The organism is Clostridium chrysemydis (assembly GCF_015234215.1).
GTDB lineage: Bacteria > Bacillota > Clostridia > Clostridiales > Clostridiaceae > Clostridium > Clostridium chrysemydis.
Window position 1 is genome coordinate 61,048 of record NZ_JADEKP010000004.1, and the last position, 21,054, is coordinate 82,101.

Annotated in this window: 20 protein-coding genes; 18 read left to right on the forward strand and 2 right to left on the reverse strand. The window is 28.6% G+C overall.

The annotated features are described in order from the left end of the window. Positions 1-166: 166 nt before the first annotated feature. The 13 genes from INR60_RS11680 to INR60_RS11740 all read left to right on the forward strand — a co-directional run bounded on the left by INR60_RS11680 (position 167) and on the right by INR60_RS11740 (position 13,237). Positions 167-703 (forward strand): chromate transporter, encoded by a 537-nt coding sequence (locus tag INR60_RS11680; protein WP_194191714.1) that lies wholly within the window; start codon positions 167-169, stop codon positions 701-703. After that, the gene (locus tag INR60_RS11685) at positions 704-1,234 is read left to right on the forward strand and encodes a chromate transporter (protein ID WP_194191715.1); all 531 of its coding nucleotides are present in this window, start codon (positions 704-706) and stop codon (positions 1,232-1,234) included. Between the two features lie 6 nt (positions 1,235-1,240). Continuing rightward, positions 1,241-2,479 carry a tetratricopeptide repeat protein gene (locus tag INR60_RS11690; protein WP_194191716.1) on the forward strand — a complete coding sequence of 413 codons (1,239 nt, stop codon included), beginning with the start codon at positions 1,241-1,243 and terminating at the stop codon, positions 2,477-2,479. Positions 2,480-2,501: 22 nt separating this feature from the next. After that, positions 2,502-3,680, forward strand: coding sequence for a beta-aspartyl-peptidase (iadA, locus tag INR60_RS11695; RefSeq protein WP_194191717.1), 1,179 nt, complete (start codon positions 2,502-2,504; stop codon positions 3,678-3,680). A gap of 289 nt (positions 3,681-3,969) precedes the next feature. After that, positions 3,970-4,632, forward strand: coding sequence for a TVP38/TMEM64 family protein (locus INR60_RS11700; protein WP_194191718.1), 663 nt, complete (start codon positions 3,970-3,972; stop codon positions 4,630-4,632). A 146-nt stretch (positions 4,633-4,778) separates the two neighbouring features. Then, positions 4,779-5,960: an ankyrin repeat domain-containing protein gene (locus INR60_RS11705; protein WP_194191719.1), complete on the forward strand. Its 1,182-nt coding sequence runs from the start codon at positions 4,779-4,781 to the stop codon at positions 5,958-5,960. 166 nt (positions 5,961-6,126) lie between these two features. After that, entirely contained in the window at positions 6,127-7,677 is a 1,551-nt protein-coding gene (locus INR60_RS11710) for a ferredoxin-like domain-containing protein (protein WP_194191720.1), read from the forward strand. A 245-nt stretch (positions 7,678-7,922) separates the two neighbouring features. Continuing rightward, positions 7,923-8,510 (forward strand): accessory gene regulator B family protein, encoded by a 588-nt coding sequence (locus INR60_RS11715; RefSeq protein ID WP_194191721.1) that lies wholly within the window; start codon positions 7,923-7,925, stop codon positions 8,508-8,510. Next, positions 8,482-8,628 carry a cyclic lactone autoinducer peptide gene (locus tag INR60_RS11720; RefSeq protein ID WP_194191722.1) on the forward strand — a complete coding sequence of 49 codons (147 nt, stop codon included), beginning with the start codon at positions 8,482-8,484 and terminating at the stop codon, positions 8,626-8,628. Before INR60_RS11715 ends, INR60_RS11720 begins: the two co-directional genes overlap by 29 nt. Positions 8,629-8,776: 148 nt before the next feature. Further along, positions 8,777-9,505 carry a LytR/AlgR family response regulator transcription factor gene (locus tag INR60_RS11725; protein WP_194191723.1) on the forward strand — a complete coding sequence of 243 codons (729 nt, stop codon included), beginning with the start codon at positions 8,777-8,779 and terminating at the stop codon, positions 9,503-9,505. Beyond that, a complete protein-coding gene (locus tag INR60_RS11730) occupies positions 9,490-10,740 on the forward strand; it encodes a sensor histidine kinase (RefSeq protein WP_194191724.1) in 1,251 nt (416 codons plus the stop codon). The genes INR60_RS11725 and INR60_RS11730 overlap by 16 nt, the downstream gene beginning before the upstream one ends. A gap of 533 nt (positions 10,741-11,273) precedes the next feature. Further along, the gene (locus INR60_RS11735; RefSeq protein ID WP_194191725.1) at positions 11,274-11,576 is read left to right on the forward strand and encodes a hypothetical protein; all 303 of its coding nucleotides are present in this window, start codon (positions 11,274-11,276) and stop codon (positions 11,574-11,576) included. A 200-nt stretch (positions 11,577-11,776) separates the two neighbouring features. Next, positions 11,777-13,237, forward strand: coding sequence for an NADP-dependent glyceraldehyde-3-phosphate dehydrogenase (locus tag INR60_RS11740; RefSeq protein ID WP_194191726.1), 1,461 nt, complete (start codon positions 11,777-11,779; stop codon positions 13,235-13,237). 66 nt (positions 13,238-13,303) lie between these two features. Here INR60_RS11740 and INR60_RS11745 read toward each other — a convergent pair whose 3' ends face one another. Continuing rightward, entirely contained in the window at positions 13,304-13,918 is a 615-nt protein-coding gene (locus tag INR60_RS11745) for a cell wall hydrolase (protein ID WP_194191727.1), read from the reverse strand. A gap of 65 nt (positions 13,919-13,983) precedes the next feature. Beyond that, positions 13,984-14,970: a hypothetical protein gene (locus tag INR60_RS11750; RefSeq protein ID WP_194191728.1), complete on the reverse strand. Its 987-nt coding sequence runs from the start codon at positions 14,968-14,970 to the stop codon at positions 13,984-13,986. 157 nt (positions 14,971-15,127) lie between these two features. Here INR60_RS11750 and cdaA point away from each other — a divergent pair, with 157 nt between their 5' ends. The 5 genes from cdaA (at position 15,128) to buk (ending at position 21,043) form a co-directional block, all read left to right on the forward strand. Further along, entirely contained in the window at positions 15,128-15,985 is an 858-nt protein-coding gene (cdaA, locus tag INR60_RS11755; RefSeq protein WP_194191729.1) for a diadenylate cyclase CdaA, read from the forward strand. Continuing rightward, a complete protein-coding gene (locus INR60_RS11760) occupies positions 15,955-17,208 on the forward strand; it encodes a CdaR family protein (RefSeq protein WP_194191730.1) in 1,254 nt (417 codons plus the stop codon). The genes cdaA and INR60_RS11760 overlap by 31 nt, the downstream gene beginning before the upstream one ends. A gap of 9 nt (positions 17,209-17,217) precedes the next feature. After that, on the forward strand, positions 17,218-18,813 hold the full coding sequence (locus tag INR60_RS11765; protein WP_194191731.1) for an NAD(P)/FAD-dependent oxidoreductase: 1,596 nt from the start codon (positions 17,218-17,220) through the stop codon (positions 18,811-18,813). Positions 18,814-19,034: 221 nt separating this feature from the next. Next, on the forward strand, positions 19,035-19,946 hold the full coding sequence (gene ptb / locus INR60_RS11770; protein ID WP_194191732.1) for a phosphate butyryltransferase: 912 nt from the start codon (positions 19,035-19,037) through the stop codon (positions 19,944-19,946). 29 nt (positions 19,947-19,975) lie between these two features. Further along, a complete protein-coding gene (gene buk / locus INR60_RS11775) occupies positions 19,976-21,043 on the forward strand; it encodes a butyrate kinase (RefSeq protein ID WP_194191733.1) in 1,068 nt (355 codons plus the stop codon). Positions 21,044-21,054: the final 11 nt, after the last annotated feature.

Consider the following 21,054-nt stretch of genomic DNA (forward strand, 5'->3'; position numbering starts at 1 on the left):
ATCAATATTATAATATTGATTTATGGTATCCTTGTCAATGTAAAATATTAGAATTTAAAAAAATAATAAAAGAAGTAATAGTAATAGGCGCATTTAAAATAAAATTTAATAGTTGCCTTTTTGTGTTAAAATATGTTTATAAATTAAAGCCCAGGAGGAAGAGACTGTGGAAAAAGTTTTAAAGATGTTTATTTCATTTCTAAAAATAGGTGCATTTACCTTCGGTGGAGGATATGCGATGATTCCTATTATAGAAAAAGAAGTAGTAGAGAAAAATGAATGGGTAAGTAAAGATGAGTTTATGGATATGCTTGTTGTTGCGCAAAGTTTACCAGGTGCTATGTCTGTAAATACATCTATATTTATCGGATATAAAATAGGTGGAGTTTTAGGTGCTGTTATGGCACTTTTAGGAGTTGCACTACCTTCATTTCTTATAATTCTATTAGTAGCTACTGTATTTATGCAATTTAGATCTAATTATTATGTTAATCTTGCATTTAAAGGTATATCAGCTGCTGTTCCAGTTTTAGTTTTAACAGGAGTTGTAAGTTTATCTAAAGGTGTAGATAAAAATAAGCGAAATATAATTATATTTGTTATTTCTCTTATAGCACTTATAATTTTTAAGGTTAATCCTATAATAGTTATAATAATTTCAGCTATTTTTGGAGCAATATTTTTAAAAGGTAAGGTGGAGTAGATGGGATTATTGTTAAACTTATTTTTTACTTTCCTAAAAATTGGTGCAGTAAGCTTTGGTGGAGGGTATGCTATGATACCATTTATCCAAAGAGAGATTATAACAAATCACGGGTGGATAAGTAGTAATGATTTTATGGATATCATAGGTATATCTCAAATGACTCCAGGACCAGTTGCTATAAACTCAGCAACATTTGTAGGGTATAAGGTAGACGGGGTTTTAGGATCAGCTTTTGCGACTATAGGTGTTGTTTTTATGTCATTTGTATTAGTAAGTATCGCATCTAAAGCTATGGATAAATTTAAAGAGTCTAAGATATTAAAAGGAGCTCTGCAAGCTATGAGGCCGGTTTTAATTGCACTTATAATACAAGCTTTTTATGACTTAGCGCTAGAAGCATATGTTGACTTTAAAGCTATAATAATAACAGTTATAGTTGGATTTATATTATTTAGAACAAAGATACACCCGATACTTAGTATAGTGATAGCAGCTATACTTGGAATTATTATTTACGGAGGATTTTAATAAACTATGAGTAGAAAAATGGGGGAGCTTTATAATAAAGCTGTAAAATACCATGATGAAGGTGAATTAGATAAAGCTATAGAAGTATGTGAAAAAGCTATGGCAGAAAGTCTTAAAAATCAAGCGATTTTAAATTTAAAAGGTATTATTTTATATCAAAGAGGAATGCTAGATGATGCTATAACAGTTTGGAATATAAATAGAGAATTCAATGATAATGATATGGCAAAATCTTATATTAAAGATTCTATAAATGATAGAGAAAAAGTAGAACTTTATAAAACTTCAGAATTTCTTTTAAAGAAACTCGAGATAGATAAAGCTATAGAACTGCTTAATAGGTGTAAAAAAAGTGATTTTAATACTATAAAAGTTAATACAGCTTTAGGGAAATGCTACTTAAAAAAGGGAATGCCAAAAGAAGCTAAAGAATACTTAAATGAAGCTTTAATAGTAGATAAAAATTATAAAGAAGCAAAAGCTTTGATAAAAGAAATAAATGAAATTTATGGTGATAATAAAAGTCTAAAGAATAATAAAAAAATTTACATAATTACATTTTTGATAGCGATACTTGCTGGTGGGTGTTTTGGAATATACAACATGGTAACTAAAGGTGAAGCTAAAGCAAACTTGCCTTCAGAAACTGCAGATAATAAAGTAGAGGTTCAAAGTAAAGAGGAAGAGAAAAAGGTTACTGAAGATAAAAAAGAAGAAATAAATAAAGAAAAGGCTTTAGATGCAGATAAATTAAATAGTGCAATAAAAAATAATGATTATTATAGTATGGCAAGTATCTTAGGAGATTTAAATATAGATAATTTAAATGAAAAAGATAAAAAGTTATACAATAAAGCTAAAAAAGAACTAAAAGCTGAAGGCGTTCAAAAGTTTTATGATAACGGTCAAAAATATTTTAATGATAAACAATATAAAAAGGCACTAGATGAATTTTTAATAGCACTTCCTTATTCTAAAGGAACTTATTTAAACGAACATGTTTTATATTATTTAGGAGTAACAGAAAGTGAACTTAAAGATAATAAAGAAGCTATAAAGTATTTAGAAGTGTATTATAAATATTATAGTGATGGGACTTACGTAGATGAAGTTCTTTACAGACTAGCATTATTAAACGAGAAGACTAATATAGAGGATAGCAAATTATATGCAAGAATAATTAAAGATAAATATGCAAATTCTATGTATAATAACGATAAAATCAGTAAGATAATAGAAAACTAAAGTTTGGGATGTGATATATACTATGGTAAAGGTAATTAAAGATATTGAAATTTATAGTCCAGAGTTTATGGGTAAAAGAGATTTAGTTATAGTTAATGATAAAATCGAAGGGATTTATGAAAAGGTAAATATACCTAAAGATTTTATACAAATTGAAGAGATAGAAGGAAGCGGGAAACTGTTATTTCCAGGGTTTATAGATTCTCATATCCACCTAACAGGTGGAGGCGGAGAAGGAGGGTTTAAAACTAGAACTCCAGAGATCGATTTAAGTAGCATAACTAAAGGTGGAATAACTACTGTTGTAGGGTGTAGGGGAACAGATAGCGTTTGTAGAGATATGAGAAGTGTAGTAGCTAAGGTTAAGGCTTTAAAAGAAGAAGGTATATCAGCTTTTTGCTACACTGGCTCTTACGACGTTCCGGTTCAAACTATGACTGAAAGCATTAAAGGGGATTTAATGCTAGTAGAAGAAGTTATAGGAGTTGGAGAAATTGCTCTATCAGACAACAGAAGCACTCAGCCTAGATTAGACCAATTCATAAATCTAGTAGCTCAAGCTAGAGTAGGAGGACTTCTATCAGGGAAAGCTGGAATAGTTAACGTTCACTTAGGTGGCGGTGCAAGAAAGATGGACTTTTTATTTGAGATGTTAAATCAAAGTGAAATTCCAGCAGATCAAATCCTTCCAACTCATATGAGTAGGACAAAAGAACTATTAGAATCAGGGGTGGAGTGGGCAAAGAGAGGTGGCTCTTTAGATATAACTTCTAGTGCTGATATAAATCACTTAGAAAAAGATGAAGTTAGACCTTCTAAAGCTTTTAAATACCTTTTAGAAAAAGGAGTAGAGATAGAAAAGATAACATTCTCTTCTGATGGCAACGGAAGCATGCCTGTATTTGATGAAGGTGGAAAGCTTGTAGGTATGGGTATATGCAGCGTAGAAACTCTTTATAGAGAAATTAAAGACTCTATTTTAAGTGAAGGAATAGATATAGAAAAAGCTATAAGTACCATAACTAAAAACGTAGCAAATATATTAAAGCTCTCTAATAAGGGAAGTATTGAAAAAGGAAAAGATGCAGATTTAGTTATAGTAGATAAAGATACTTTAGATATAAATACAGTTATAGCAAGAGGCAAAATAATGGTTTCAGAAGGGGAACCTGTAGTGTTTGGAACTTTTGAAAATAAGTAAAAAAAAAGTAGGTTAAGATTTATAATAAATCTTGCCTACTTTTTTTAGATCGCAAAACTATCAAAATTAAAGACATTATTATAATATTATCCAATAATTAGAAAAATACAGGTAAAATAGATATAGTAAACAACTAATTTTCATATTAATTAGATAACTAATCTTTAGATTTCTTAATAAATTTTTAAAAATATAAAGTTTGTTTATCTTTCATTTACAGTAAAGTGCAACTGTGCTAATTTATATAAAGTATAGATAGTTTAGAAGGGGAATAAAAGGTGGAAAATTAATGGAGAAGAAAAAGCTTACTACAGCAAATAAAGTTAAGTTTATTATATTAATATCTATAATCGTAATTGCTGTTTTATTTATAGGAGATCATTACAAGTTTATTGAAAGTTTAGATGTAGATAAAATATGTGCATTTATTAAAGAAAGAAGTGGATATGCAGCTGGGATTTATCTTTTATCGTATGTTATAAAACCATTTTTATTTATAGTTCCAACAAACGTTATGGCGATAGTTAGTGGTATAGTGTTTGGCCCTGTTAAAGGGTTTATTTTAACTATGATAGGCTTCTTTATAACAGGAACAATAGCATTTTTTGTTTCAAGATATCTTGGGAGAGATTTTGTAGAAGGTTTTCTTGGAAATAAATTTATGAAGTTAGACGACAATATAGAGAAAAATGGATTTAAAATTTTATTTTTACTAAGATTACCACCTATTTTACCATATGACCCTTTAAGTTATGCTTGTGGATTAACTAAGATTAAATATAAAGATTTTATATTAGCTTCTTTATTAGGGGTATTGCCTGAAACTATTTGCTATTCAATAATAGGAAAGAATATAAGTAATCCTCTTTCACCACAATTTATTATTCCAATGTTATTTTTACTTTGTGGAGTAATATTTTCTAAAAAAATTATGGATAAAAGAAAAAAATAATAAAAGCTCTAAGATAAATTTAAATTTATCTTAGAGCTTTTTCTATATTTAAAATAATTTTAAAAATAAAGTATAAATAAGCATAGTATCTTATAAGAATATAGTAATAGTTATTTTAATTAGAGATTTAGAAGGGGGGATGTAATATGGGAAATTTGGAAGTTTTATTTAAAAAGGCAATAGAAGAAGGGAATATAAATAAAGTAAAAAAATTAATAGAGGACTGTGATTTTATAAAGGTAAAGGATAAAGTAGGCTATGGAATACTTAATAAGGCTGTCTTTACTTTCAATAAAGAAAAGGATGTAGATATTAAAAATAATATTATAAAAATAATAAATATTTTGTGTGAAAGTGGTGTTGATATAAATAGTGAATCTTTAAAGTTTAGTAATTTAGGAGTGACACCATTAAAGTCAGCAATAATATTAAACGATTTAGAATTAGTTAAAAGTTTAATAGATTTAGGTGCGGATGTTAATAAAGAAGATAAATTAGACCCTTATTCTCCACTTATGAGAGCCTTTGCACATTCAAATTTAGATATTATAAAGGAAATAATTAATAGTGGCGGGGACACAAAGTATAAAAATAATGTTTCGGAAGGACTATTACATGTGTTTTGTATGAATAGCAGAAAAGAGTTGTTTAATGAAATGATTTGGAGTGAGGTTAATTTTAGAATGGAACTTGATAGTAAAACAAAACAAGGAATGACACCTTTAATGGTAGCTTGTATATACGGAAATATAGATATGGTAAATTACTTACTAGAAGCAAAAGCAAGTATTAACGAAAAAGATACAAAGGGAAATACAGCACTTATTTGGACTGTCACTAATCCTTTAGATATAACAGAAGAGGAAAGACTAGATATAGTTAGAATACTACTAGAAAACAACTGCGATTTTAAGATAGTTGATAATAAAAAGATATCAGCCTTAGAATGGAGCATTAGTAAGGGGTATTTCAAAATTGCAAAAGAAATTATGGAAGAGTATAATGATGGAGAAAATATAGTTTTTGAAAGGTCAAAAACGCCAATACATTACGCAGTTACTGGTAGATCTAAGATTAAAGAAAGAATAAAATTTATAAATGATGCAGTTAAAAGAGGATGTGACATAAATTATGTTAGTGAAAAAGAAAAGTCTATCCTTCCTATTAATATTGTACTTGCACATTTATTAGGATATAAAGTAGAAAATATAGTAAAAGATGAGCTGCTTTTAGCACTTATAAAAAATGGAGCATCACTAGTTAAGGGTGTATTAGTCTCTAAAAAATTAGGTTTAAATCAAGAAGCTATTTTGGAGAGTATGATATAGATATATTTAGATAATGCTAAGATTATATGATCTTAGCATTATTTTAAACAATAAAAAAGTAATCGTTTTAAAATACTTATAGGTAATTACCTATAAGTACTATAAGAAATAAATCATTTTATTATTTCAAAATAATAGTAAAATTACAAAAGGAGAGGTGATTTACGTGAGCGAATTAAAAGAGATACTAAGAAAAGAAATAAGAGAATTTAGAGAGCAAGGTCATAAATTCGTAAATAAAGAACTAAATGTAGCACAATTTAAAGCTATATCTGGAGGAATGGGAGCTTATGCTCATAGAGGTGGAGAAACTTTTATGATAAGGATAAAAACTCCATCAGGAATGGCTTCAAAAGAAGATTTAAATAAAATCTATGAGTGGGCAACAAGATATAAATTAGAATCAGTTCACCCAACAACAAGAGAAGCAGTTCAATTACATGGGTTAACAATAGATGAAGTCTGTGATGTAATGGAAGAAGCTTTAGATTATGGAATAATAACAAGAGGCGGTGGAGGTAACTTCCCAAGAAACGTTGCAATGTCACCACTTGCAGGAGTTTTAAAGGATGAACCATTTGATGTTACTCCTTATGCAAAAGCGATAAATGATCATATAGCTAGTAAGGTTTATACTTACAAATTACCAAGAAAATTAAAAATTGCGATGTCTAGCAATGAGAATGATGAAGCTCATTGTACAGCTGTTGATATGGGGTTTGTAGCTATAAAAAATAACGGCGAAAATGCATTTTCATTATATATAGGAGGCGGACTTGGAAGAAATCCAAGAACAGCTGTAAAATTCGATGAAATAGTAAAACCAGAAGAAATAATATATCACGTTGAAGCTATGACAAATCTTTTCATGGCTGAAGGTGATTACAAAAATAAAGGAAAAGCTCGTATTAGATATATAGCAGATAGGATGGGAGACGAAGCTTTTAAAGAATGTTATAAAAAACATTTAGAAGAAGTTTTAAAAGGAAAAGACCTTACTATAAGCGTAAAGCCTGTAACTATATCTAAAAAAGGAATAAAAACTGATATAAAGCATAAAAGATTAGTAGAGCAAAAAACTGAAGGTCTATATAGTGTGTACTTCCACCCAATCGGAGGAATCTTAAAAACAGAAGATTTAAAAATGATAATTGACTTAACTAAAGATATGGAAGATGTTGATTATAGATTTGCAATGACAGAAGGAATGTATATAAGAAATCTTAACGGAGAAGAAGCTTTAAAAGTATTAGAACTTACTAATAACAAAGGCGGAGAGATTGACGTAATGCAATCTATTTCTTGTATAGGAGTTCCTGTTTGTCAAATGGGGTTATGTAATAGCCAAGGTTTATTAAATAACATAGTTAATCTTTTAAAAGAAAAAGATGTTACGAAAGATTTATTGCCAAAGGTTCACATTTCAGGTTGTGCAAACTCTTGTGGAGTACACGAAATTGGAGAAATTGGATTTACAGGTAAATCAAAAAGAGTTAATGATGAAGTTAAAAAATGTTTTGAATTACATGTAGGTGGATCATTTAAAGTAGGAGAAACTAAGCTTGCTAAAGTTTATGGAGATATCGTAGAAGACGAGATTCCAAACTATATTTATGATTTATATAAAACATTAGAAGAAAAAAATGTTAGATTCGAAACTTGGTATAAGGATAACGAATCAGAGTTTCTAAAAATAACAAAAAAATATTTAGTCTAATTAATTAAGAGGTAGCTTTAAGCTACCTCTTTTTTTGTATAGGAAATAAAATCAACAATAAAGTGGTTAGATAAATATATTAACGTAATATTTTTACTTAAAACATAAAATAAGTATAAAGTGGTTAAAAAAATGTATTAAAGTAGATTAAAATGAAGAATATGATTGAAAAAGATAAGAATATACATAATTCATAAATAATTTGTAAATGAATTTATAATAGTTTTTAAATAGGGGGATATAAGATGATACAGTGGGTAGTAAACAAAAATCTTAATTTTATAAAAAATGAATTAGGAATCACAGATGAATATAAAATAGATGATATAAGATATGGACTTGAAACTATAATAGGTGAGACTTTTAAGTTAACTATTATTATGATTTTATCTATTCTTATAGGAAAAGGTATAGAATTCTTTACTGTAACAGCTTTATTATTTACAATAAGGACAGCTATAGGGGGAACTCACGCTAAAAGTTTAATGGGGTGCCTCGTTAAGAGTACAATTTTATATATGTTTTTATTTTTTGTATCCTCTAAGATACATACTATTCCAATTGTTGTAAATTACGTTTGTATTGCGATAATAATGTATGTGTTAAGTACAGTTAAATATAAGACTAAGTTAGATAAAAGTGGAATAGATGAGAGAAAAAATTTATTCTTAAGGCTAAGGCTGATTATTACAGCTGGAGGATTCCTTTTATTAACTGGTTTTTGGTTCAATAGTTTATATAGCTTAGTTTTTTTTACTGAGTCTATTATGATATTAGATTACTTAAAAGTGAGGAGAGAAGAAAATGTTAAAGAAATTAGGGTTAAAGAGTAATGTTGCAAAGTATATGGGAGTTTTAAGCCTTTTAGTTGCTAATGTTGCATTAAGCAATTACTGCTATGGAATTATAGGTGAGCCAGAGTTACCAAAAAGAGTAAAAGAAGAAGCTTAAAATTTATATTATTTTTAAGAAACATATTTATCTTTAAGGTTAGTTCTATTATTATATAGAACTAGCCTTTATCTCGTTGGAATTTAAAGCATGGTGGTGTATAATATAGGTAAAATTGTATTTATAAGCAATAAAGAGAGGAAACGCGATGAGGGTTTTAATACTAGAAGATGAAAAAATACAAAGAGAAAATTTAGCAAAGCTTATAGAAAGATTATATATAGATATAAAGACCTATTCGGCACAAACTATAAGAGAAGCGGAAGAAATAGCAAAAAATAGTGAAATAGATATGTTTTTTATCGATATAAACTTACCTGATGGCTCAGGGCTTGAATTTGCGAAAAGTATAAGGAAGATAGAAAAGTATGAACACGTAGGGATGGTATTTATAACAACTCAAGTTATACAGATAATAGAGGCGTTTAAAAGTACACATTGCTATGATGTTTTAATAAAACCTTTTAACGAAGATGATATTAAAAATATAATAGATACATTTCACAAAAAGATAGTAAATACTTCTTCTTCTGATAATGGAAACTTTTTGATAGTCCCAGTAGAGTCTGGGGTATCTATAAAGATATACGAAGAAGAAATAATATTTGTTGAATATTTAAACAGAAAGTCTGTTATACATACCATTAAAGGTGTTTTTGAAAGTAAGAATCTAACTTTAAGTAATATACTAAATATGTGTGTAAACGGAAATATATTAAGGTCCCATAAATCATACCTTGTAAATGTTAAATATATAAATAAGATTGAAAAAGTATATGCTAAATTAAGTAATGTATATTTTACAAATACAGAAAAAAAAGCACAACTTAGTAGTAATTATAAAGAGATTGTTTGTGAAAAATGGGGTATAGAGTAATGCCTATAATAACAATACTTGAAATGCTAACTACAATTATTTTTAGGAATATAATTGTTGGAGAAAAGAAAACTAAATATTTATTAGTATTTTTTCCTGTATCTATATTTATAATGTTTTTAAATGAGTACTTTTTAAAATATTATAATAATATGGGAATAATAATCATAATGAGTTTAATTTCATTTATACTTTATAAATTAACTAAAGATGATTTGATTAAAGTTGTTATAGATGTAGTATTATCTACTACAGTTATGCTTTTAGGTGAATTAATAGGGTATGCATCTGGAGCTCTTTTAGAATTTAACAACCAGTGGATAATTCTAGTTTTAGCTATGATTATGTGGATAGTTTTTGGATATATGTTATATAAAATAGATATTTCTAATAAATTAGAATCTATATTTAAAATGCAAAACAGTAAAGTTGTAGTAAATATATTAATAAACAGTATATTAGTATTTTTATTATTTAAATCATTAAATGATAAAGGATTGCTTGGAAGTAGACTAGTTGTTGAAATGACAATTTATATAATAATATTTATAGGACTTACCGTTAATCTTTTTATAACTATTACAGGAGAATTAAAAGAAAAGAATAGATTACAGATGGAAAACGACTTTAAGCCGATATTTGATGAATATATTTTAAAACTTAGAGCAAATGAACACGAATATAAAAATCACCTTAATACAATTTATTCAATAATAAATATATCTGAGGAAAAAGATATAAAAGAAAATATAAACAATTATATCGGAAACATAAAAGATAATAATCATTTAAACAATCTATTATATATTGATAATACTATTTTAAAAGCTGTTTTATATAGTAAAATGTCTGCTGCAGAGGAACAAGGAATAGAAATAAAATACGATGTAACAGATAATTTAAACGACATAAAGCTAGATCAAATGGATTTAGTTGTTCTTTTAAGCAATTTATTAAATAATGCTATAGAGGCTGTCGAAGGTATAAAAGATCCTTGGATTTATGTAAATATAGAAAGTTCTGATTTTAAAGGGATCAAAAAGCATCATATAAGCGTTAGCAATAAAGTAGTAGATAAAATAGAAGCTTTAAGTGCTATAAATAAGGGAATAACAACTAAGGGCGCTAATCGTGGCTACGGATTATATAATATTAAAAAGATAGTAAATAAATCAAAAGGAGATATTCTTATAGAGGCTCTGGAGGATTACATAAAAATTGAAGTATTTATTTAAAGAGTAAGATATAAAAATCTTACTCTTTTTAAATTTATGGGAGAACATAAGGTTGACTTTTTTTGTATATAATATGAATAAAGTTACGAAATTATGTATGAAATTATTTTAAAAGTAAATATATGAGTGATTTTGATATTTTGAACTGATAAATAAAATTTCTTTGTCATAACGTGTAAAATAGGTTATGTAAAATAAATCAAATACATATAAGATATTGATTTATTCCGTGTTTTATGGGGGTTAAAGGGATTTAAAGTCTATTGTGTTTAAATAGCTAGAAAGGGTTGATATTGCATATTATGCTGTGGGGGCATAAAAAGTAGAGTGGGGACTTTACTTGTATCACTAGCTATGGACATAAAAAAGAATATATTAGGGTTACGTGGGGTTTAGGAGAGGTTTTTTTCATAAATTAGGTTAAGTCATCAAACAGAGAAAAGAGCTTAATTGAGGGGGAGTTTTTATAAATATTGTCTTAATTTCTTATAAGGGGTAAACTTAAATAAAGAAAATTATTTAAGGAGGAAATTATGGCAAAGAAAACAAGCAAAAACAATGATTTATTGTTTAGTGCAAGAGATAAAACTAACCCTAAAATATATTCTTTAATTCTTGATTTAGTTAATAACGGTATGGAAGTAGAGGCTAGAGAAGTTTTAAAGATAGATTATTTATTAGAATATACAAGTAGATGTATAAAACAAAGAGATTTAAATGAGGCTAAAGAATCGTTAGATAGTGCTATAACTAGAATAAACGGATTAAAAGTAAATGGTGTAGATACATCATACTTAGAGTACCTATATAATGGTATTTTAAAGAAGTTAAAATAGGGGAATAACTACATACTAAAAAAATCAATACATAGATTAAAGGTTAAAGTTTTTTATTTTTAAAAACTTTAACTTTTTTTTATTTATTTTTAATAATAATATGTTATAATTAATAAAAATTATTAGTTAATTAGAATTATAAAAGATGACGGTTATAAATATTAGTTAAATATCAAATAATATAAAAAAGGAGTGAGTATATGTTTAATAGAGAAGAAGATAATAGAATGTATTTTGGTAATTTAATAAACGGTAAGTGGGAGAATGGTTCAAATGAAAAAAGAATAGAAATAAAATCTCCAGTTGATGATAGATCAGTAGGGTTTATTCAAGCTATGTCAAAAGAAGAGGTCGATAAGGTAATAGATATAGCAGTTGATGCACAAGTTAAGTGGAGAGAGATGCCAACAAATCAAAAGTCAAGAATACTTCATAACGTAGCAGATCTTCTAGAAGAGAGAATAGAAGAAATTGCAGAAGTTCTTATGGTTGAAATAGCAAAAGATAAAAAGAGCTCAATGTCAGAAGTAAAAAGAACAGCAGACTTTATAAGATTTACAGCAGATACAGCAGAAAATATAAAAGGAGAATCACTTCCAGGAGATTCTTTCCCAGGATTTAAAAATGATAAAATATCAATAGTAACTAGGGAACCTTTAGGAGTAGTTTTAGCTATATCACCATTTAACTACCCAGTAAATTTAGCAGCTTCAAAAATAGCACCAGCTCTTATGGCAGGAAACACAGTAGTATTTAAGCCTGCTACTCAAGGGAGTATTTCAGGGCTTTATCTTGCAAAAGCATTTGATGAAGCTGGAGTTCCAAGTGGAGTTTTAAATACTATTACAGGAAGAGGTAGCGAAATTGGAGATTACGTAGTAACTCATCCTAAAATAGATTTTGTTAACTTTACTGGAAGTAGTGAAGTCGGTAAGAGAATTTCTAAAATAACAGAAATGAAACCACTTTTAATGGAACTTGGAGGAAAGGACGCAGCTATAGTTTTAGAAGATGCAGATTTAGATTTAGCAGTTAAAAATATAGTAAGCGGTGCATTTTCTTATTCAGGCCAAAGATGTACAGCAGTTAAGAGAGTTTTAGTTTTAGAAAGTATTGCAGATGAATTAGTATCAAAGGTTAAAAAAGAAATGGAAGCTTTAACTGTTGGTAATCCTTTAAAAGAACAATGCACAATAGTTCCTTTAATAGATAAGAAGTCAGCTGATTTTGTAGAAGGTTTAATAGATGAAGCTAAAGAAAAGGGAGCAACTCTTTTACTTGGTGGAAATAGAACAGGTAATTTAATTTACCCAACTCTATTTGATAATATTACCACAGATATGAGACTTGCATGGGAAGAGCCTTTTGGGCCTGTACTTCCTATTATAAGAATTAAAGATATAGAAGAAGGAATAAAAATTGCAAACGAATCAGAATATGGTCTTCAATCTTCTGTATTTACAAAAGACATAAATAAAGCATTTTATGTTGCAAACAAACTTCAAGTAGGTACTGTTCAAGTAAATAATAAAACTGAAAGAGGACCAGACCATTTTCCATTCTTAGGAGTTAAATCATCAGGTATGGGAACACAAGGAATAAGATATTCAATTGAGTCTATGTCTAGACCTAAGGTAACAGTTATAAATTTAGAAATGTAAAATAAAAATGGTGCTTTGAATTTTAGATAAATCTAAAATTTAAGCACCATTTATTTAGGTGAATTTTTATTGTTTAAAGAAAGTATGATTACCAATTTTTTTGGAATCTTTCTTAGACGTTTCTTTCATCCAAGTGCAAGTTGCAATAGATGGGTTATAGAAGAAAAGAGCATCGTTTGTTGGATCTTTTCCTCTAATAGCTTCGTAAACTGCATCATAACAAGACTGGTCAGGTTTAGCCACCAACTTACCATTAATTACGCAAGAAAACGCGTTTTTTTGGAAAACAACTTTTTCTATAGTATCTGGGAATTTAGGGTTTGTAACTCTATTTAGTACGACTGATGCAACAGCTACTTTTCCAGTAAAAGGTTCTCCTCTACTTTCGCAATATACTAATTTAGCTAAAAGGTCTATATCAGCTCTAGTAATCTCAAGGGAAGCACCATTGTGATTAAAAACCTCTATATCCTCTTTAGAATTTTTTTCGATTTTTTTTGAAGATGTTGTAGTTACGTCAGTACTTTTTGCATCTCCTATAATTTTTTCGTTTTTAATATTTAACTTTTCGTTTGTAATGCTTGAAAAGCTGAAATGAGGTGCTACAAAAGATATAGCTTCAGCTGTAATACAAGACGATACAACTAGATAAGTTAATAAAAGACTGAAAAATTTTTTCATAAAAAACCTCCTCTTTAATAACCCAGTCCAGTTGATAGTCTTGCCATATTTATTTAAACTTATACTTAACTATTTTTATATTTATCTAAATCTTTTAAAAATTTATCATAAAGCTTAGAAAAATCATCATATTTTGAACATGCATTTATGGAAGAATCTAATGATGAGGATATAGATCCTTTAAGTTCAGTTATATAAAGTCCATAGATATCTATTAGATTTTCTATAGATTTTTGAAGATATAATGCATCTTCTGGAACACTTAAACAAAAATACTCATCTTTTATTTTATTTAAAGTATTTTTTTTGTTTTCTATATCAGTAGTAAGAGTATCTAAAGACCTGTTGTTTTTGTATATATCTTCTATAGCTGGTTTTAAGTCTTCATTTATTTTGTTGAAATTAGTTATAATACTAGTTAAAGATGTGATGAAGTTTCTTTTAGTATCATTATTAATTTGTGTTAAGTTATTCATTTCAAGTAAAGTTTCAAAATATATCTTAGTAAACTTAAAAAAGCTTTCTGAATCCTTTGAAATTAAATTCTTAACTCCAAGTTTAGTTATGTTTTCTACTTCTTTATAAAAAGAATCAAGATTTTTATTATACTCATTAATTTTATCTTCTAATCTAGAACTTTTAGGGTTTGTATATAATTCTAATGAAATTTTAAAAAGATTAATGTTTGTATCTAGTGCTTTTAATATTGCTTTTTGTGTAGTGTCTAATGAAGTTAAATCTAGTGTATTTAGTTCATTTTTAATTCTTTCAAGTTCGACTAAATTAGAAGAAAGAACTTGTTTTGAGATTTCTGGATTTATACTATTATCATTTATAGCTAATTTTAAATTATCATTAGCTAAGTTTATTTCATTTGCTAATGTATTTAGTTTTTTTAAATTTCTATTTGTAGGACTAAAACTTGTAAAAATTAATAATACTATAGGTAATAGTATAGCGACACATAATATAGTAGCGAGCTTTTTATTTTTTGATAGAAAGCTTTTTATGATATTTTTAAGTTCTAAAAACTTTTTAGATATTTTCTCCAAAGTTTACCACCCCTTTTCATAATCTAACAAACGTAACTTTGTAAATTATATTCATGAAAGTAAAAGAATATTATAAAAAGCCACAAAAAAGTAATTCTATATATGTGTAAGGTAAGCTTTTTTGTTGTATAATTTAAATGGAGAAGAGGTGAAACTAATGCAGGAATTTTTCTTAGGAACTTTAAATTCAGTAAAAAATATATCAATTTGGTCTGTATTAGATATTTTAGTTGTTGCTTATATTTTCTATAAAGGTTATATACTAATAAAAGAAACTAGAGCAGAACAACTTCTAAAAGGAATTTTATTTATAGTTATACTTATACCGATAAGTTACATATTACATCTTAATATGCTTAATTTTATTTTAAATAAAACATTAACTATAGGTGTACTTTCTGTTGTGATTATATTTCAGCCTGAAATTAGGCGTGCACTTGAACATTTAGGAAGAAGTGCATTTGATGATATGCACACAGCAGGAATGACTAAAGAATATAGAGATAAATTAGTAGATGAGATAGTTACAGCAACAGAAGATTTAGCAGAAACTAAAACTGGTGCTTTGATAGTTATAGAACAAGGAACAGGTCTTGGAGAAATATTAGGGTCTGGAACGATTTTAGATGCTGAAGTTAGTTCAGCACTTCTTGAAAATATATTTGTTGTAAATACTCCACTTCACGATGGAGCTACAATAATAAGAGGAGATAGGATATATGCTTCTGGCTGTGTACTTCCTCTTACAAACAATAACGCTATAAACAAAAAATTAGGAACTAGACATAGAGCTGGTATAGGTCTTTCAGAAAACTCAGATGCTTTAGTTATAATAGTATCAGAAGAAACAGGAACTATATCGTTAGCTATGAATGGAAGGCTTACTAGAAATTATAACGGTGACAAATTAAAAACTACTTTAGTAAGTATAATGAATAGTAGAAGTGAAAAAAGAAGTAAAAATGCTAGTGAGAAGGTGAAGACATGGATAAGGGGAATAAAAAGGAAAAAATAATTATTAAACTTATATGCCTTTTATTATCATTTGGTCTTTGGATATATGTAACTAACGTTGAAAACCCAATTCAAACATATACCTTAAAAAATGTTCCAGTAAAGCTTACAAACACAGAACATTTAAAGGATTATGATTTAGCTATAGCTCCGAATCAAAACTTTACAGTAGATTTAAAACTAGAAGGTGATGCAAATCAACTTTATTCAGTTAATAAAGATCAATTTAATTTAGTTGCAGATTTAGGAGAGTATGCACTAAAAAAGGGTGAAAACAATGTTCCTATAGAAATAAAGGATATGCCAAGTAACATAAATGTTAAAAGTGATAAAACGCAAAGTATAAAAATTATTTTAGAATCGTACGAAACTAAAAAATTTAAAGTAACATCGAATGTAAATGTTAATTTTGCAAATGGTGTTTACAAAGATTCAGTAACTCCAACAGAACAAACAGTTACTGTTTCAGGTCCAGAATCTGCTGTAAACAGCGTAAGTGCTGTAAGTATGATTGGAGAAGTAAATGAAGTAAATGAAAATATTACTAAAAACTTTGGCTTGCAGCCTTTAAACGAAGATGGAAATCTAGTTAAAGGGGTAAGCCTAAGTGATACTCAGGGAACTTTAAATATAAAGGTTAGTAAGGGGAAAGTTGTAAATATTGACCCAGATTACACAGGGCACTTACAGGATGGATACTCTTTAAGTAAAAGCGAACTTTCAAAAAGTACAGTTCAAGTATTTGGAGAAAATAAAGATTTAGAGGCTATATCATCAATAAAAACAGAGAAAATAGATTTAAGTAATATTACTTCAGATGTAAGTAAAAAAGTTAATCTTGTAATTCCTCCAAACGTTAAGGTAAGTCAAAATACAGTAAATATTAATTTAGGTGTAACTAAAGAAGAACCTAAAACAAAAGAATTAAATGTTTCTGTAAATTACACAGGTCTTGGTGAAGGATTAACATTAACAAATCAAGGAACTACTACAAAAGTAGTAATACAAGGCTTAGATAGCTACATAAATACTGTAGGTGAAAAAGACCTTACTGCAACTGTAGATTTAAGTAGTTACAAGGATTCAGGGACATTTGATGTAGAACCTATAGTGAAATTAGTCACAGAAAATAAAAATATAACTATAAAAACTGTGGATAAAGTAAGTTTCACTGTGAATAAACCTGATAAGGAAAAAGAAGTATCAAGTGAACCTAAAAGATAGGAGAATTTTATGCCAATTAAATTAAACAATATAGTATTAGATATAGATGAAGATATAACTCTTTTGAAACAAAAAGCTGCAAAAAAGCTTAAAATAAAAAAAGAGGATATAAAGGATTTTAAAATAATTAGAGAAAGTATAGATGCTAGAAAAAAAGATATAATAAAGTTTAACTATAGTGTATTAGTTAAATGTGAAAACGAAAAGAAGATAGTATCAAAGCTAAAAGATAACTCTATAATTTTTGAAGAAGAAAAAGAAATGGAGCCATTTATCTATGGAGATAAAGAAATAAAAGGAAGACCGGTTGTAATAGGGCTTGGACCAGCTGGGCTCTTCTCGGCGCTAACTTTAGCAAAGCACGGATATAAGCCTTTGATTTTTGAAAGAGGAGAAGATGTTGATACTAGAACAGAAACAGTAGAAAAGTTCTGGAAAGAAGGAAAGCTTATCCCTAATTCAAACGTCCAATTTGGAGAGGGGGGTGCTGGAGCCTTTTCTGATGGAAAACTTACAACTAGAATAAAAGATAAAAGATGTGAGTTTGTAGTAGAAGAATTAGTTAAAAATGGTGCACCAGAAGAGACTGCATACCAAGGAAAACCTCATGTTGGAACTGATATATTAAAAGACGTAGTTAAAAACATAAGAGAAGAAATAAAATCTTTAGGTGGAGAAGTTCATTTTAATTCTTTATTAGAAAAAGTTAATATAGAAAATGGTGAATTAAAAAGTATAGTAGTTAACGGAAAAACTATAGAATGTAACTGCCTTGTTTTAGCGATAGGACATAGTTCAAGAGACACTTACGAAATGCTATATGAAAATGGAATAGAGATGGAGCAAAAAGCATTTGCAGTAGGTGTTAGAATTGAACATCCTCAAGAGATAATAAACGTAAGCCAATACGGAAAATATGCAAATCATAAAAGACTTAAAGCAGCAGATTATAGACTAACTTACCAGAGTGAAAAGCATAATAGAGGAGTATATTCTTTTTGTATGTGCCCTGGAGGAGTTGTAGTAGCGGCAGCTTCTGAAGAGGGAAGACTTGTATCAAATGGTATGAGTTATCACGCAAGAGATTTAGATAATGCAAACTCAGCATTAGTTGTTACTGTAGGACCAGAAGATTTTGAAGGAGATCATCCACTTTCAGGTATGGAGTTTCAAAGAAAGTATGAAGAACTTAGCTTTAAACTAGGTGGAGGAAATTATAAAGCACCTATACAGCTTATAGGAGACTTTTTAAATGACAGAAATTCAACGAAACTTGGAAGCGTTATTCCAAGTTATAAACCTGGATACGAGTTTAAAGAACTTAAAAACTGCCTTCCAGAAGAAGTAGTTGAATGTTTAAAAGAAGGTATAGTTTTCTTTGGCAAAAAGATAAAAGGCTATGATATGGAAGACGGAGTTTTAACAGGAATCGAAACTAGAACATCAGCACCAGTTAAAATGCCTAGAGATAAGATGCTTCAAAGCGTAAGTGTTAAAGGGCTATATCCTACAGGAGAAGGTGCAGGTTTTGCTGGAGGTATTATTTCAGCAGCTGTAGACGGTATAAAAGTTTCTGAAAGAATAATGGAAGAATTTAAAAAATAGCAGTTATATAAAGCTACCTCAAAACAAATATTTGTTTTGAGGTAGCTTATTTTTATAAATAAATATTCAATTAAATTTTCTGAAAACTTGGCTTTTGGATAAAAAATCTGATACAATGTATATGTATTTCGTTATAAAATTAACGATATTTTATTGAAAAAATGGATTATAGTTCAAAAAATATTTAATATATAAAGAAAATCAAGAGGTGTGGTATTACAATGAGTAAAAATTTTGACGATTTATTATCAAAGGTTAAAGAGGTTAAAATTAAAAAAGTAGCAGTAGCAGTAGCGCAAGATGAACCTGTTTTAGAAGCTGTTAAATCAGCAAAGGAACAAGGGATAGCAGATGCTATATTAGTAGGTAACAAAGAAGAAATCAAAGAATTAGCTGATAAAATAGGAATGGATTTAACTAAATTTGAAATAATTCATGAGCCTGATGTTAAAAAAGCTGCCCTATTCGCTGTTCAACTTGTTTCAAGTGGAAAAGCAGATATGGTAATGAAAGGATTAGTAGATACAGCTACATTCTTAAGAAGCGTTTTAAATAAAGAAATAGGTTTAAGAACTGGAAAATTAATGTCTCACGTAGCAGTTTTTGAAATAGAAGGAATAGATAGATTAATATATCTAACAGATGCTGCATTTAACACATTCCCAGATTTAAAAGCAAAATCTCAAATCATAAATAATGCAGTTACAGTAGCTCACGCTTGTGGTTTAAAACTTCCAAAGGTAGCACCAATTTGTGCTGTAGAAGTAGTAAACCCTGATATGCCAGCAACTATAGATGCATCAATCCTTTCAAAAATGAATGAAAGAGGTCAAATAAAAGGTTGTATAGTAGATGGACCTTTAGCTTTAGATAATGCTATTTCAGAAGAAGCAGCACACCACAAAGGTATAACAGGACCAGTTGCAGGTAAAGCTGATATATTATTATTACCAAACATAGAAGTTGCAAATGTTATGTATAAAAGCTTAACTTACACAGCACCTTCAAGAAACGGTGGATTATTAGTAGGAACATCAGCACCAGTTATCTTAACTTCAAGAGCTGATTCATTCCAAACTAAAGTAAACTCAATAGCACTTGCAGCATTAGTTGCAGAATCATTAAAAAGATAGACAGTAGGTATAAGAAGGAGGAGAAAATAATGGCTTATAAATTATTAATTATAAATCCAGGTTCAACTTCAACTAAAATTGGAGTTTATGAGGGAGAAAAAGAAATATTAGAGGAAACTTTAAGACATTCATCAGAAGAAATAGCAGCTTATGATACAATTTTTGATCAATTAGGATTCAGAAAAGAAGTTATCTTAAATGTTTTAAAAGATAAGAACTTTGATATAAATACTTTAGATGCTGTAGTTGGTAGAGGCGGAATGCTTAAGCCGATTCCAGGAGGAACTTATAAAGTAACAGATGAATTAATAGAAGATTTAAAAGTTGGAGTTCAAGGGCAACATGCTTCAAACTTAGGAGGAATCCTAGCAAGAGAAATAGGGGATAGCGTAGATGTTCCATCATTTATAGTTGATCCTGTTGTTGTAGATGAACTTTGTGATATAGCAAGAATTTCAGGTACACCTGAATTGCCAAGAGTTAGTAAATTCCACGCTCTTAACCAAAAAGCAGTAGCTAAAAGATATGGTAAAGAGTCAGGAAAAGGATATGAAAACTTAAACCTTATAGTAACTCATATGGGTGGAGGAGTTTCAGTTGGAGCTCACAAAAAAGGTCAAGTTGTAGATGTAAATAATGCTTTAGATGGAGACGGGCCATTCTCACCAGAAAGAGCTGGAAGTGTTCCAGTTGGAGAACTTATAAAAATGTGCTTTAGCGGAGATTATACAGAAAAAGAAGTTTACAGTAAGATATGTGGAAAAGGTGGTTTAGTAGCATTATTAAACACTAACGATATGAGAGATGCACTTAAAGCTATGGAAGAAGGGGACAAAAAAGCTGAATTAGTATTTAATGCATTTATCTATCAAGTAGCTAAAGAAATCGGAGCTATGGCTACAGTACTTGAAGGAAAAGTAGATAGAATTTTATTAACAGGTGGAATTGCGTATTCAGACGTAGTTGTTAATAAAATAAAAGAAAGAGTAGGATTTATATCTGAAATAACAGTATATCCAGGAGAAGATGAATTATTAGCACTAGCACAAGGTGCAATAAGAGTTCTTGATGGGGAAGAATCTGCAAAAGAATATTAAAATTAAAAAAG